We start from the raw sequence: 14160 nt of genomic DNA, 5'->3' as shown, positions 1-14160 counted from the left end.
GCGCTGCGGAGATACGCGGTAAGAGCTCGGCAACCGTGGCGCCGACTTCGATCCCGATTCTGTCGTTCACCGCAGACCGAGTGCGCTGCTTGCAGCCCAGATACCGCTCTGTGGTCTGGATCGAAACTTGACCCAAGAGGAATTGGATCTGTTCCAGTTCGCCTCCAGCACTACCCGCACAATCAGGATGTTGTCCGTTGGCTTCCGAGTTGTCGGCAACCCGGAAGTTATCCCAAACCGGGTCTCTGGGAAGTGCCGAAGGGTGGTTCCGGACAGTGTGTCGCCATCCGGAGATGGAACTGGCCCCCGGTGAGTGCATTATCGCCAAACCGCGTTTCCAGACGGGCAGTTCTGGAAAAGCGGTTTGTCCTCAAATCGTCATTTGAGAGTCCGTCGTCTTCCGCATTTCTTGGCAAATCATGGTTGAGATGCCGACCATTTCTGCACGCATGAGGATAGACGGTCTTCCATCACAAGCAGGACGAAACAACGGTCGAATCTGGCAGCGGTTTGCTGAAACAGCACTTTACACAATACTTGGAGGAAATGAAAGGGCAATACGCTTGGAGCGTCCGTTAGTACGGATTCATCGAGAGAGCATAGCTTCCAAAACCGAAACGCCCCTCTTTATTTCACTTGCGCTACATCCAGCGAAGCCCAGTAGCAACGCGGGCTTCTGCTCGTACATGCTTACATATGAGGAGATTGGAACTACTTCCAATCCCAGCTGTTCTGCCCGTCGAGTCAACACCCTTTCGGTGACACGTGTTTTGATCCAGGCCACGGTACGCATCCCAGATTGCGCGTGCTCTACATCGAGCAAACCGGAAAGACGCCGATTTGCTTCTTCTGCAAGTAGCAGCGAACGGTCCGAGTAGACCTGCCTCATCTTTCTAACGTGGTGGCCGAAGTGACCTTCGTTGATGAATTCCGTGAGCACGGCCTGCTCTAACGTCGGGGCATGTCGATCGAGGAAGCTTCGTGCGATTCTAAATGCTTCGACTAGCCGTTCCGGAACAACGATGAACCCAATGCGAAGAGCGTTGAAGAGCATCTTCGTAAATGTTCCAACATAAATGACCGATCCAGATTTATCGAGGCTGTGCAGTGAGGCAATCGGCTTCCCGGAATAACGATATTCCGCGTCGTATTCATCTTCGATAATCCATGCCCCCGCACGCGCGGCCCAGGAGAGAAGTTCGACTCGTCTCTCTGCCGACATGACAGTTCCAAGGGGAAACTGATTGGCTGGTGTTACGTACACCACGCGGGCGGCAGGAGATGACTTGATCGCTCTTGCAACATTTATACCGTCCCCATCAACTGGAATGGGAATCACACTCGCGCCAGCGCTCTGAAAGGCTTGACAAGCTCCAGGGTACCCGGGATCTTCCATCCACACCTCGTCGCCGGGATCGAGAAGCACTCGCGCCAAGAGGTCCAACGCCTGCTGCGCGCCCGAAGTCACGATGATCTGTTCAGCGGAACATCGTACTCCGCGGGACTGGCCCACATATTCGGCGATGGCTCTTCGCAGCGGCGGATAACCACCAGCATCACCTTGCCCATACAAGGAACGGGGTGCTTTGCGATAAACGCGCGCCGCAATCCGCGCCCACAGTTCGACTGGAAACAGGTCGATAGCCGGCTCGTAGCCCCTAAAAGCCTTGCCGATGGAATGCGACGCTTGCAAGAAGAATGTGGTTTTCAGAAGACTCTGCGTACGCTTCGCTATGGTTGCCTTGGACATCACCTGTTGGGAAGATCTTCGTTTCGTCGGAAAGGCCATCTCCCATCCCGGCGCCGGTACGACAAATGTTCCAGCACTCACTTCGGACGAAACGAATCCCTCATCCTGAAGTTGCTGGAATGCTGCCACGACTGTAGCGCGAGCAATGCCGTATTGTGCTGCCAGGTTTCTCGTGGACGGCAATCGCCCTCCAGACTTCAATCGACCATCAATAATTGCGGAGCGCAGCTCCGTATAGAGCCAACGCCAAATCTCCTGGCCATCCTGTCGTGGTGCTAAAAGCAGATCTTGAAATGTCTCTATCTTCGGCACGGTTTTGGGCACCTGTTATGGACTGGTCGTCTAGAAGATTATGGCCTGTTTGGTCATTCCACCTCAGTATAGCCTGACTGTGGAAGGGGAACACGTCTTGAAGATGAGATTGGAGCCCGCGAAGGTTTCACCCGCTGCTTACCATGCGATGCTTGGATTGGAGAGCTTCGTAAATAAGTCATCGAAGCTTGAGCAATCTCTCCTGGCACTGGTCAAGATGAGAGTCTCCCAGATCAATGGGTGTGCCTTCTCCATTGATATGCATTCCAAGGACACACGTCTGAATGGTGAGACGGAGCAACGTCTCAACGCCTTGTCTGCATGGCGAGGAACCACCTTCTTTACCAACCGCGAACGCGCAGCTCTCGCATGGACCAACGCGCTAACTCTTATCACGGAGGGCCGCGCGCCGGATGAAGTCTATGCCGAAGTCCGAAAGGAGTTTGGCGAAGAAGAACTGGTCAACCTCTCATTGGCGATCATCACGATCAACGGTTGGAATCGACTTGCGATAGGTTTCCGAACGATCCCAGGTGAGTATCAACCACCCAAGATCAGTTAAGTCGGTTACCGCAGCACATCATCCCGAAAGGACAGAAGTGATGCCCAACATGAAGAAGCTCATCCTATCTATGTCCATCTTTATCTTCGGTTTCGCCACAGTGACGCATGGCCAGCAAGTGAATACGCTCCTGACGAAAGAGCTTCCGGAAGCACCGGGTAAAGAAATTGAAGTCATTACTGTCAATTACGCTCCAGGAGCCGTCGACGCGATCCACCGGCATGATGCGCATGCAGTTGTCTATGTTCTCGAAGGGGAAGTTGAGATGCAGGTTCGCGGAGGCACGCTTCAGCGGCTTGGTCCCGGGCAGGTATTTTACGAATCACCTGAAGACATTCATACCGTAAGCCGTAACGCGAGTAAGACGAAACCAGCGAAATTCGTTGTATTTTTTATCAAAAATGAGGGAGCACCGATTCTCACTCCCGTTCACTAGCTTTGGACGCGAGCATTGTATTTCTCCGATGGAAACCATTTTGCCTAAAGCGATATTCCTTACGTGGAGGCACGTATGAATTCAAAAACCGAGCAACTCACCGAGACAGGTAGAGAGATTGTCCGTCTGTTCGCACGGTTTGCGTTAGGAGCTTCCTTTCTATCTGCTGTGGCTGATCGTTTTGGCTTTTGGGGGCCATATGGAGCAAAGAATGTATCTTGGGGAAATTTCGCTCGTTTCGTAGGATACACGGGCGCGGTGACGTCTCTGTTCCCCAGTTCATTGACGGTATCGTTCGCATGGACAGCTACCGTCGCGGAGACGCTCTTAGGGATATTGCTCGTCGCAGGCTTCAAAATATGAATGGCCTCCGTCCTCTCCGGTCTTCTCCTGTTGTCATTTGCAATAGGCATGGTCACAGGTCTTGGCCTCAAGACGCCATTCGACTATTCGGTCTTCTCGGCGGCCGCTGCAGCATTCTTACTGGCCTTCTGGGAGCCTGACAGATTCACGTTAGACAAGCTTTTGAATCGAACATGAACATCACCAACTTCTATTTACCAAGGGGACAATTCCTATGAAACAAGCATGGAGCGGCGATCTTACAGGCGAGAACTCGACATGTGGAGGTGACCGATGAAGGGGATTGTAGCTACGGATCAAGCAGCAGGAATGGCCGGGGTTAAGCTAGTAGAGCGCCCCGAGCCGCAGGCGGCGATAAACGACGTCGTTGTTCAGGTTCATGCGTCGGGATTTACCGGGGATGAGCTGACATGGCCCTCGACCTGGACCGATCGCGTCGGCCGCGACCGGACGCCTTCAATCCCCGGACACGAACTTGCCGGAGTAGTCACCGCTCTTGGCTACGGCACGACGGGGCTGTCGATCGGACAACGGGTGTTCGGCCTCACGGACTGGTATCGCGACGGCGCGCTGGCGGAGTATGTAGCCGTCGAGGCACGCAACCTCGCACCGCTTCCGGGTGACGTTGACTTCACCGTGGGCGCGGCCCTCGTGATGCCGGGCCTGACCGCGTGGCAGGGGCTGTTCGAACACGGCCGTCTTCAGGCGGGGCAGAGCGTCCTCGTACACGGTGCGGCCGGCGTAGTCGGTTCGATGGCGACCCAGCTCGCGCGTGATGCGGGCGCATACGTCATCGGCACCGGGCACGCTGCAGGCCGTCAGACGGCTCTCGACTTTGGCGCACAGGAGTTCGTCGACCTCGACAACGACACTTTGGAAGACATAGGCGAAGTCGATCTGGTGTTCGATGTCATTGGCGGCGACATCGTAAAGCGGTCTGCGGGGGTGATTCGCGCGGGAGGAGCGCTCGTGACTATCACCAGTCCGACCGAGGCACGGCCGTCCAATGGACGGACGGTCGACTTTGTTGTTGAGTCCGATCGGGCGCAACTGAATGAGATCGTCCGGCGTTTGCGCGACGGACGGCTGCGGACAAATATCGGCAACGTGGTTGCCCTTGATGATGCTGTTGCTGCCTTCAACCGGACTGAGCAACGAAAGGGAAAGACAATCATCCGAGTTCGTCCGTAGGGACGCGGGGATTGCCTAAGCCCAAGGTCTATTCTCCCCGCCTGTACATGCGACCAGATCTTAACCTCTATCAATTGAACTCACAGGAATTACGAGCCATGGCACGAATCCTACTTCCCACACGGGAGCAAGCTCCCACCGAAACGCACAAAATTCTCGACGAAATGCAACAGCGTTTGGGATTTCTTTCAAATGGACTTCGATTGCTTTCCTTGAGCCCGAGTGTTCTGCAGGCGTATGTAGACATCCAAACCACGATGTCGCATGTCCTCGACGCGAAGACGCGAGAAGCGGTCGCGTTAGCTGTTTCGATGGCCAATGGTTGCAACTACTGTGTTGCCACCCACTGCTTCATCACCCATGCCAATTCTCAGACATTACCTGACGAGATCTCGCTCAATCTCGAAGGAAAGTCCGGCGATGCAAAGAGAGCGGCTGCTGCTGCATTCGCCAGACGAATTATCGACACACACGGAAAGGTGAACGATGCTGATCTCGCGGCGGTCCGGGTAGCTGGGTATTCCGATACAGAGATTGTTGAGCTGACTACATTGGCAGCCCGATACACCCTGACCAACTTCTTGAACAACGTGGCAGACATCGAGATCGACATTCCCGCTTTATCTGACAACTAAGATCGTTCCGCGGGTGCGCGCCAGCCCGGCAGTGGACTGAGCCTGCCAAAGGGAAGACGATCATCCGCGTTCGCTCCTGAGCGACACGCGAAAACGCTCTTGTACTTCAACCTCTCCCTTCACCCATAGGAGTCACCATGATCAACGGAATCACCATGACCGACGCAATAACCATGACCAACACCATGACCAATGCCGTCATCGAATGTATCTTGAGCCGCCGCGCCACCAAGTACTACGATCCTGCCGTCAGCTTGAGTGACGATCAAATCCGCGAACTAGTGCGAATCGGCACCAGCGCTCCTACATCCTTCCACATGCAGAACTGGCGCTTCGTCGCCGTTCGCACGCCTGAAGCCAAGGCTCGACTGAGTCCGATCGCCTGGAATCAGCCCCCGATCAAAGATGCTGCCGTTACCTTTATCGTCTGCGGCCAGTTGGCCGATTCCAGCGTAATACCAGAGCGCCTGGCACCGTTGGTGGAAGCGGGCATCATGCCGGAAGCGATGGTGCCGGAATGGGAAATCCCCGCACGCGATCTGTATTTCGATTACCCGCATCGCCAACGTGACGAGGCAGTACGCAGCGGCGCCATCGGCGCGACGGCGATGATCTATGCGGCCCGCTCGCTGGGCCTGGGTTCGACGCCGATGATCGGTTTCGATGCCGAAGCGGTGCATCGTGAGTTCGCACTGGCCGAAAACGAAGTGCCGGTCATGCTGTTGTCCATAGGGGCCGAGCGTCCGGGAAACTGGCCGCAGAAGCCGCGTCGGCCGGTGGCCGATGTGCTGGAACTCGTCTAACTTCTCGTTAAACCGATAACTAGCGGAGCCTATGATGCCAAGAGCTGAAGCTCTAATGCCGGAACAGGTGCCGGCGCATTCGAAACCGATCCTCGATACATTCACCAAGAACATCGGGTTTACCCCAAATATGATGGCGACCTTCGCGCAGAGCCCGATCGCGTTCAACTCATGGGCCGCCCTGCTCGGCTCCTTGAGCAAGGCGCTCGACGTGAAGACGCGTGACAGCATCGGCCTCGCTGTCTCCGAAGTGAATGGCTGCAACTACTGCCTGACGGTTCACAGCTTTACGGCCGAGCATATGGCCAGGCTGCCGGCCGATGAAATCATTCTCGCTCGGAAGGGCCATGCCAGCGACCCTAAGCGAGACGCTGCCGTCCAGTTTGCACGCAAAGTCATCGAGACCCGCGGCAAGGTCAGTGACGCCGATCTGAAAGCCGTCCGTGACGTCGGCTACACGGATGCGAACGTCATGGAGATCGTCGCGTTGGTGGCCATGTACTCCCTGACGAACTTTTTCAATAACGTATTCGATCCCAAGAAGGACTTTCCCGCCGTTACGCCGGCTGGCTCGATCTGAACTCTATCCGGTTGGGTCGACCCTCTCCGAGGGCGCTCGGAGGGTTCATGGGATGCGAGCGTAACACCAAACCCAGATGCACCCGGGAAAGATTCTTGGGAACGCGTCTGGGCTTTCGTATGTGCAACAAGGCCAGGATAATCTAGCGCAAGCTTGATGCTCGTCTTCTCGATGAGCGCCAAATCCACGATGTGCTCGCCAAGATGGCCTCAATGAGTGCTTCGCCCTGAACTCATCAATTGGGGTCCAAACTTCCGGGTTGCCGGTCATCCGGACACGAGTGGGCCCATAACTACCGCTTTCAATTTACTTGAGCAGGGCCACCGCGAGTGCAATGAGGGCCACGAGCAGCGCGGCGCCGGGCAGGGCGTACGTCACAAGCGGCGATGCGGGGGACGTCGTCGCGCCGCCGAGGAGGTTCGCCTCCGGCACCACGAGTGTCTCGTCTGCAAACAGCGACTGCCGCATTACCCGTTTGCCGGCAATCACTTCCTCGATGCTCGCCTCGAAGTGGTGCTGATGAATCCGTTTCGCCGAATCGGGAACGGGCTCAGCCGCGGCCGCAAGCGCCGCCTTCAGCACCGCGTTCCGGATGTCACCGCCGCTCACATCGTACCGGCGCGCCAACGCCTGGAAATCGACGTCGGCCGCGAGCGGCGTCCGCGAAGGATGCAACTGCACGCGCCAAATCTGGGCGCGCTCGGCCTCCCCTGGCATCTCGAACAGGACATGTGTCCGGATGCGCCGCTCGAATGCCGGGTCGAAATTCGCCGCCAGATTCGTGGCGAATATCACTACGCCGTTGTATGACTCCAGCTCCTGCAGCAGCACGCTGACGGTGGTGTTCGATTCGCGCTGAGTCCCGTGATCGACTGATTTAGACCGGCGCGCGGCGATGGCGTCGGCTTCGTCGAACAGCAGCACGGCCCGCTCGTCACGCGCCGCCCGAAAAACGGCCGCTACGTTCTTCGGCGTCTCACCCATCCACATGGACTCGAGCTCGGCATAGCGGACGAGCAGGAGCCGCCGGCCGAGCGAGTGCGCGATGGCTTCGGCACAGATCGTCTTGCCAGTGCCCGGAGGACCAGCAAAGTTGAAGGCGAGCGCGAGCCCGGTGGGATGCCGGTCGCCGAGGCCCCAGCGGTTGAAGATCAGATCGTGCTGTGTCACCTGCGCTAGGGCGGTGTCAAGCGCGCGCCTAGTCGCGGGCGGCAGAATCACATCGTCGAATGTCCGGCGCGACACGATCGACTTGACCGCGCGGCGGCCGCCGCCCGTGCCGAAGAGACGCGTGAATGGGATCGCCGCCACGGCTCCACCGTACCGCCTGTCAGGGGCTGAAAGCAACAGGACAGGGCCGCGTAAGTGTGGTCTTCGTGTCCGCAATCTGGTTTTTATTCGAGTTCCAAGCGTGTGGTCGGCAACACGGAACTTTCGCTGGAACAACTCTCAATTGCTGCTAAATCGCCAAGCCACTCATTCATCCGCAACTGGCAACTAGGAGTACCCTGTTCCTGCTGAAACTCCTTGGCTGCGATCAGCACTCTGCTTTTCATAACCTCGTTGCGCCACCTGAAGCAGGACATAGCCCTCTTGGGGAGAGCTTTGACCAGGGAGAGAATCTCTGCCGTTTCTGTCTTACTTCAGCTTGAGCATATATCTCAAACCCGCGCGTATCGATGGGCATTGATAGCCGCCAAAAAAGAGAGGCCGGGGATCTCTCCCGGCCTCTTCACTTGCTTGTTGGTAGATGCTGTTATGCGTTGACGGATTCAGCAGCAGCTGCCTTGCGTTCCGCGGCAGTCTGGCCCAGCTCCGCCGCCAGGCGCTCGGTGGTGAAGGCTTCGATGATGTCCCCGACCTGAATGTCCTTGAAGTTGCCGAGATCGATACCGCACTCGACACCCTGGCGAACCTCCGCGACGTCGTCCTTGAATCGCTTGAGTGAAGAGATCTTGCCTTTCCAGACCTCGTCTCCGTTCCGGAGCAGACGCACCTGCGAATCGCGTCGGATAAGCCCGTCGCGAACGATGGAGCCTGCGATCTGGCCGACCTTCGTGATCTTGAAGACGTTGAGCACTTCGGCCCGTCCAAGGTAGTTCTCCTTGAACACAGGCTCCAGCAGCCCGTACATCGCCTTCCTCATCTCGTCCTGCAGCTCGTAGATGATGGAGTGGAGACGGATTTCGACGTTCTCGCGCTCGGCGATATCGGCGGCCTTGCGATCCGGCCGTACGTTGAAGCCGATCACGACAGCGTTGGATGCCGAAGCCAGAAGCACGTCCGACTCGGTGATCGCGCCAACGCCTGCACGCAGGACGCGAACGCGAACCTTCTCGGTCGACATCTTCTCGAGCGAATCGGCCAGAACCTCGACCGAGCCCTGCACGTCGCCCTTCAGAATCAGGTTCAGGTCCTTCATGCCGGCCTGCTTGATCTGCTCCGCCAATCCTTCGAGCGAAACTCGCGAGCTCTTGGCCAGCTGTGCTTCGCGATCCTTCATCGTGCGGTAGCGTGCAATCTCCTTCGCGCGGTCGCGGTCAGCCATGACGAGGAAGGTATCGCCCGCGTCAGGGATGGCCTCAAGGCCCAGGATCTCGACCGGGGTCGAGGGTCCTGCCTCGCTGATCGCGCGTCCACGGTCGTCGAACATGGCGCGAACCTTGCCGAAGGTGTTGCCGACGATGTAGCTGTCACTGGTACGCAGAGTGCCGTTCTGTACCAGGATCGAGGCGACCACGCCGCGTCCGCGATCGAGCTTCGCTTCGATGACCGTTCCGACTGCAGGACGATCCGGCTGCGACTTCTGCTCGTTCACGTCTGCGACCAGGCAGATCATCTCTTCCAGTTTGTCCAGGTTGATGCGCTTCTTCGCAGAGACCTCGACATATTCAACGTCGCCGCCCCAGCCCTGCAGCTGCAGACCGCGCTCGCCCAGTTGCTGCTTGATGCGATCAGGATTCGCCTCAGGCTTGTCGATCTTGTTGATCGCCACGATGATCGGCACATTGGCCGCCTTCGCGTGATCGATCGCCTCAAGCGTCTGCGGCATCACGCCGTCGTCCGCTGCGACCACGATGACGACGATATCCGTCACCTTCGCGCCGCGTGCACGCATGCGGGTAAAGGCCTCGTGACCCGGAGTATCCAGGAACACGATCTCGCGTCCGAAAGCAGGGGAGTCCGGCTTCGTCACGTGAACCTTGTACGCGCCGATGTGCTGTGTAATTCCGCCAGCTTCTCCGGCTGCCACATCCGTCAGACGGATGGCGTCCAGCAGAGAGGTCTTTCCATGGTCGACGTGACCCATCACCGTGACTACCGGCGAGCGCACGACCTCGGTCATTCCCGTCGTGTCTTCCAGGAAGCCCTCGATCGCCTCGTTCTCCAGCTGCTCTTCCACCGTGATGATGTTCGTGTCGGCACCAAACTGGCGCGCGACGTCCTTCACCAGCTCGCCTTCCAGCGACTGGTTCACGGTCACAAACACGCCCCGCATCAGCAGCGTTGCAATCAGGTCCTTACCGCGAATATCCAGCTTCTCGGCCAGATCTTTTACCGAGATGCCTTCTGTCACCGTGATGGTACGGGTGATCGGCAATGGCTGCTGCGGAATCTGGGCACCGCCAAAACGCGGCGGCGGTGCAAAGCCCTTCATCGGGCCTTCCTTGCTCTTTTCGTAGCGCTGATTGCCACCACGCCTCTGGGCTGGCCGACCCACTGGACGTCCGGCGGGGGCCTCACCTCCACCCGGAGGAAGTAATCCTCCTGGTGCTCCAGCGGGCCGAGGTCCACCAAAGCCGGGACGTGCACCAAAGCCGGGCCGACCGCCCGGTCCGCCGAAGCCGGGACGTCCTCCCGGACCTCCGGGGCCACCGCCCGGTCCACCGGGGAAGGTGCGAGTAGGATGCATCGGGCGCCGTGCTCCCGGAGGCAGCGTCGGGCGTCCTCCCGGACCGCCGCTTTGCGGCCGTGGGCGTTCAAAGATGGGGCGGTTCCGTGGCGGCGCTCCTGGAGCGGGCACCGGAGCCGTGTAAATCGGACGCGGACCCGTCTGCGGCATAATGACGCGGCGTGCGGGTGGCGCCGGTGGCCCTGCAGCAGCAGGTGCTGCGGGCGGAGTGGCTGCAGGCGGAGCGGCCGCAGGCGCAGAATCAGCCTGGGGCTGTGCCGGAGCTTGGGTTGTCGCCGCTGGCGCAGGAGTTGCCGCCGCGGGAGCGGCAGGGGCCGCCGGTGCAGCAGGAGCTGCCTGACTCGCCTGAGCCTCTGCCACAGGAGCAGGAGCGGCGGGTGCCGCCGCTGGCGCAGCCGGTTTGGGGGGTGTCGCAACCACCGGTGGGACACCAGCAGGGGTTCCGGGACGTGGAGCAGTCTGTGCCGGTGATCCCGTTGAGGGACCGGCAGCAGGAGCCGCAGCAGGACGCGCAACCACAGGACCCGCAGGGGGCCTGCTAGCAATCGCAGGAGCCGCAGGCGGCGGTGCCACCATGTTTACTGCCTGGCGGGGCTGGGGAACGATTCTTCGCGGCCCCGGAGTCGCCGGTGGCGTAGTCGCTGCCGGAGTGCTGGGAGCAGGTGTGCTCGCCGCACTGCTGGTGACCGTCGCTACCACGGGCCGTTGCTGGGGCGGGGCTGCTGGCGGCGCAGGAGGATGGACGACCGCAGGCCGTGCCATCACCGGCGGAGCTGCCTTTGCAGCCGCCTCTGCCTGCTTGCGCTCCAGGATCGCCTTCAGCGCGTCTCCGGGCTTCGATACCTTCGACAGGTCAAACTTCGGCCGATCGGCCGACTGCCTCGACTGCCCGCTTCCGCGGCTTCCACCCCTGAGGTACCCACGTACCTTGTCAGCTTCATCAGATTCGATGGAGCTGGAGTGGGTCTTCTTCTCCGTGACGCCAACCGCCGTCAGGGCATCCAGAATCGACTTGCTTTTCACTTCCAGCTCACGTGCCAGATCGTTGATTCGAACTTTGCTCATCCGTCCCTTTTTCGCTTCCCTATCGCCCTAGCTGCTCATGTACGCCTCTTCGAGGTAGGAATAGTCAATACATCTATTATCTCTGAACTTGCTGTACCCGCGGTACAGCGCCTCGGTTCCGCGGCTAGCCACGGTCGCGTCCATCGTCAATGCCTTCGTCGGAAAGATCCTGCGACTCGTCCACAAGGGTGTCGACCGAATCGTTGTTCAACTCGATCGCCTCCTCACGGGCATCTGCATCGCTGTATGCATCCGACTCAGAATTCTCTTCCTCTGCGTCAATCAGATCTTCAGCCGAAAGGCCGCCGACCTCTTCCGCCCGTCCCTGTCCTGCCTCACCGGCAAGAATCTCTTCTGGTGTCTTCTCCATGGACTCTTCCTCCTCCGCGGCAGGTGCAGCCTCAGCTCCCGCCGGCCGTTCTTCCCCTTCTTCGTACTGGCCAAAGTAATGGCGAACCGCGACCGAGATCTTCTCGACCGTCTTCTCTCCAATGCCCGGAACCTCTTCCAGCTGCTCCGGAGTCATATCCGCCAGCGACTCAACCGTCGTAATACCTGCTGCAATCAGCTTCTCGAGGATCGCATCACCAAGCTCCGTCACCTGCTCGATCGGAGTCGAAGGTCCGCCGCCCATGGCCGTCATCTGCTGCTCGACCTCCTGGCGCTTCTCCTCTTCGCTCTTGATGTCGATCTTCCACTGCAGCAGCTTCGCCGCCAGCCGTACGTTCTGACCCTTCTTGCCGATCGCCAGCGACAGTTGCGTGTCGTCCACGATCACCTCAAGCTGCTTCTCGCCGAGGTCTGTTATTGAGACGCGGCTCACCTTCGCCGGTTGCAGCGCCTTCTCTGCAAACGTCGTAATCTCGTCGGAGTACTCGATAATGTCGATCTTCTCTCCCCGCAGCTCGCGGATGATCGACTGGACGCGCATGCCCTTCATACCGACGCAGGCTCCGACCGGATCTACATCCTTGTCGCGGCTCTGCACGGCGATCTTGGTCCGCTCACCCGCCTCGCGAGCGATGGCCTTGATGCTTACCGTCCCGTCATAAATCTCTGGAACTTCGCTCTGGAACAGGTTCTGCACAAGAGTGGGTGCGGCGCGCGAGACAATCACCTGCGGTCCCTTTGCCGCGCGATCCACGCGCAGCAGGACGACCCGGACGCGCTCGCCCACGGCAAACTGCTCCAGGCGGCTCTGCTCACGCTTGGGCATCCTCGCCTCGGCCTTGCCCAGGTCAAAGATCACGTCCATCGGCTCCAGACGCTTGACGGTAGCGGTCAGCACCTCGCCCGCGCGATGGTTGTACTCGTTGTATACAGTGTCGCGCTCGGCCTCGCGAACCTTCTGGAAGATCACCTGTTTCGCCATCTGCGCCGCAATGCGGCCCAGCGGAGTCGTGTCCTTGTAAAACCTGAGCTCTGCGCCCACTTCCACTTCAGGAGCCAGCGCTCGAGCCTCCTCCAGCGTCATCTGGTTGGTCTCGTCCTCCACCTGCTCCGGACCTTCAACTACCGTCTTGAACACATAAGCACGAATCTCGCCGCTCTCGCGGTCCATCTCGGCGCGCATGTTCTCCTGCGTCTTGTAGTACTTGCGGGTCGCCAGCGCGATTGCGTCCTCGACCGCGCCGATAACGATACCCGGATCGATTCCCTTATCGCGGCTCAACATCTCAATCGACTGATACAAAGCACTTGCCATCGTTATCTGCCCTTCATGGTCCCGGTGGAGCTTCTTCCCCGGGGCGTTCGTCTTTCCTGTTTTCTTCTGATGCTGCAGCCGGGCTAAATCTCAGCCACTAACTGCGCCTTCTCCACATTTGCCAGCGGGATCTCGACCACTGTGGCCGTCACCGCCTTCTTTGCCTTGCCCTTCTGCTTCACTGCCGACAGGTCCAGAGTCAAAACGTCTCCTGCAAATCCTGTCAATCGCCCCTGCCAGTGCCGGTTGTCACTCACCGGCGTAAACGTCTGCACCTTCACCAGGCTGCCTCTAAACCTTACGTAATCCTCCGGACCGCGAAGCTTCCGCTCCAATCCGGGACTCGAAACCTCGAGCGTATACTCCGCTCCCGGTATCAGGTCCTCGACATCCACAACCGTGCCGAAGTCCTGGGCAAACGCTGCGCAATCCTCATGGGTTACGCCCGACAGCATCTCTGCCGGAACACCGCGGGGAAGGGTCTCATCTCCCTCTGCGTTCTCAGACGCTTTGGCGGCCAGCTTTGCACGCTCCTCCGCGTCCTTCTCGATGAACACCCGCAGGGTGCGGAACTTGGCCCCGCCCTGAAACTCCAGGTCCACCACTTCAAGGTGGTGGGAGGCGGCGACGCGCTCTGCCGTGGTCCGAATTGTGTCTAGATTCAGCGCCATACCTGTTCTTCTTGCCGCCTGTCCCGCGTCCTCGCCCGGCTTCGGAGAAGGACATATTTCAGAGCAAATAAAAAGTGGGCTTTGGCCCACTCATCTCTTCCGTCCTTCGCCGGTACGTTCACGGCCTCTGTCGGACAACGGAAAAAACGCTGCAACTTGTATGATACATCGAGT

At 59.0% G+C, this 14160-nt stretch carries 11 protein-coding genes; 6 read left to right on the top strand and 5 right to left on the bottom strand.

Annotated elements, in window-relative coordinates; all coding sequences use genetic code 11:
• Positions 1 to 586: 586 nt before the first annotated feature.
• The gene (gene pdxR / locus JAO29_RS12630) at positions 587 to 2062 is read right to left on the bottom strand and encodes a MocR-like pyridoxine biosynthesis transcription factor PdxR (protein ID WP_334268578.1); all 1476 of its coding nucleotides are present in this window, start codon (positions 2060 to 2062) and stop codon (positions 587 to 589) included.
• Positions 2063 to 2165: 103 nt separating this feature from the next.
• Between pdxR and JAO29_RS12625 the strand changes: the two genes are divergently transcribed.
• The 6 genes from JAO29_RS12625 (at position 2166) to JAO29_RS12600 (ending at position 6632) form a co-directional block, all read left to right on the top strand.
• The gene (locus JAO29_RS12625; RefSeq protein WP_334268577.1) at positions 2166 to 2624 is read left to right on the top strand and encodes a carboxymuconolactone decarboxylase family protein; all 459 of its coding nucleotides are present in this window, start codon (positions 2166 to 2168) and stop codon (positions 2622 to 2624) included.
• A gap of 49 nt (positions 2625 to 2673) precedes the next feature.
• The gene (locus JAO29_RS12620; protein WP_334268576.1) at positions 2674 to 3060 is read left to right on the top strand and encodes a cupin domain-containing protein; all 387 of its coding nucleotides are present in this window, start codon (positions 2674 to 2676) and stop codon (positions 3058 to 3060) included.
• Positions 3061 to 3696: 636 nt separating this feature from the next.
• Positions 3697 to 4614, top strand: coding sequence for an NADP-dependent oxidoreductase (locus JAO29_RS12615; RefSeq protein WP_334268575.1), 918 nt, complete (start codon positions 3697 to 3699; stop codon positions 4612 to 4614).
• 98 nt (positions 4615 to 4712) lie between these two features.
• Entirely contained in the window at positions 4713 to 5249 is a 537-nt protein-coding gene (locus JAO29_RS12610) for a carboxymuconolactone decarboxylase family protein (RefSeq protein WP_334268574.1), read from the top strand.
• Positions 5250 to 5386: 137 nt separating this feature from the next.
• Positions 5387 to 6052: a nitroreductase family protein gene (locus tag JAO29_RS12605; protein WP_334268573.1), complete on the top strand. Its 666-nt coding sequence runs from the start codon at positions 5387 to 5389 to the stop codon at positions 6050 to 6052.
• Between the two features lie 55 nt (positions 6053 to 6107).
• A complete protein-coding gene (locus tag JAO29_RS12600; RefSeq protein ID WP_334268572.1) occupies positions 6108 to 6632 on the top strand; it encodes a carboxymuconolactone decarboxylase family protein in 525 nt (174 codons plus the stop codon).
• Between the two features lie 306 nt (positions 6633 to 6938).
• Here JAO29_RS12600 and JAO29_RS12595 read toward each other — a convergent pair whose 3' ends face one another.
• The 4 genes from JAO29_RS12595 to rimP form a co-directional block, all read right to left on the bottom strand.
• Positions 6939 to 7943 carry an ATP-binding protein gene (locus tag JAO29_RS12595; RefSeq protein ID WP_334268571.1) on the bottom strand — a complete coding sequence of 335 codons (1005 nt, stop codon included), beginning with the start codon at positions 7941 to 7943 and terminating at the stop codon, positions 6939 to 6941.
• A gap of 445 nt (positions 7944 to 8388) precedes the next feature.
• Positions 8389 to 11610 (bottom strand): translation initiation factor IF-2, encoded by a 3222-nt coding sequence (gene infB, locus JAO29_RS12590; protein WP_334268570.1) that lies wholly within the window; start codon positions 11608 to 11610, stop codon positions 8389 to 8391.
• A 124-nt stretch (positions 11611 to 11734) separates the two neighbouring features.
• The gene (nusA, locus tag JAO29_RS12585) at positions 11735 to 13315 is read right to left on the bottom strand and encodes a transcription termination factor NusA (RefSeq protein WP_334268569.1); all 1581 of its coding nucleotides are present in this window, start codon (positions 13313 to 13315) and stop codon (positions 11735 to 11737) included.
• A gap of 83 nt (positions 13316 to 13398) precedes the next feature.
• Positions 13399 to 13986, bottom strand: a complete 588-nt coding sequence (gene rimP, locus JAO29_RS12580) for a ribosome maturation factor RimP (protein WP_334268568.1) — start codon at positions 13984 to 13986, stop codon at positions 13399 to 13401.
• Between the last annotated feature and the right edge of the window lie 174 nt (positions 13987 to 14160).

It is taken from the genome of Edaphobacter sp. HDX4, assembly GCF_036877565.1.
In the GTDB taxonomy this organism is placed as follows: Bacteria; Acidobacteriota; Terriglobia; order Terriglobales; family Acidobacteriaceae; genus Edaphobacter.
This window is presented reverse-complemented; position numbering and strand designations above follow the sequence as displayed.

What these genes read in the sequence shown, in the direction of transcription:
- JAO29_RS12625 (WP_334268577.1), top strand. Translation starts at nt 2,166, where the DNA reads ATGAGATTGGAGCCCGCGAAGGTTTCACCCGCTGCTTACCATGCGATG.
- JAO29_RS12620 (WP_334268576.1), top strand. Translation starts at nt 2,674, where the DNA reads ATGAAGAAGCTCATCCTATCTATGTCCATCTTTATCTTCGGTTTCGCC.
- JAO29_RS12615 (WP_334268575.1), top strand. Translation starts at nt 3,697, where the DNA reads ATGAAGGGGATTGTAGCTACGGATCAAGCAGCAGGAATGGCCGGGGTT.
- JAO29_RS12610 (WP_334268574.1), top strand. Translation starts at nt 4,713, where the DNA reads ATGGCACGAATCCTACTTCCCACACGGGAGCAAGCTCCCACCGAAACG.
- JAO29_RS12605 (WP_334268573.1), top strand. Translation starts at nt 5,387, where the DNA reads ATGATCAACGGAATCACCATGACCGACGCAATAACCATGACCAACACC.
- JAO29_RS12600 (WP_334268572.1), top strand. Translation starts at nt 6,108, where the DNA reads ATGCCGGAACAGGTGCCGGCGCATTCGAAACCGATCCTCGATACATTC.
- infB (WP_334268570.1), bottom strand. Translation starts at nt 11,610, where the DNA reads ATGAGCAAAGTTCGAATCAACGATCTGGCACGTGAGCTGGAAGTGAAA.
- nusA (WP_334268569.1), bottom strand. Translation starts at nt 13,315, where the DNA reads ATGGCAAGTGCTTTGTATCAGTCGATTGAGATGTTGAGCCGCGATAAG.
- rimP (WP_334268568.1), bottom strand. Translation starts at nt 13,986, where the DNA reads ATGGCGCTGAATCTAGACACAATTCGGACCACGGCAGAGCGCGTCGCC.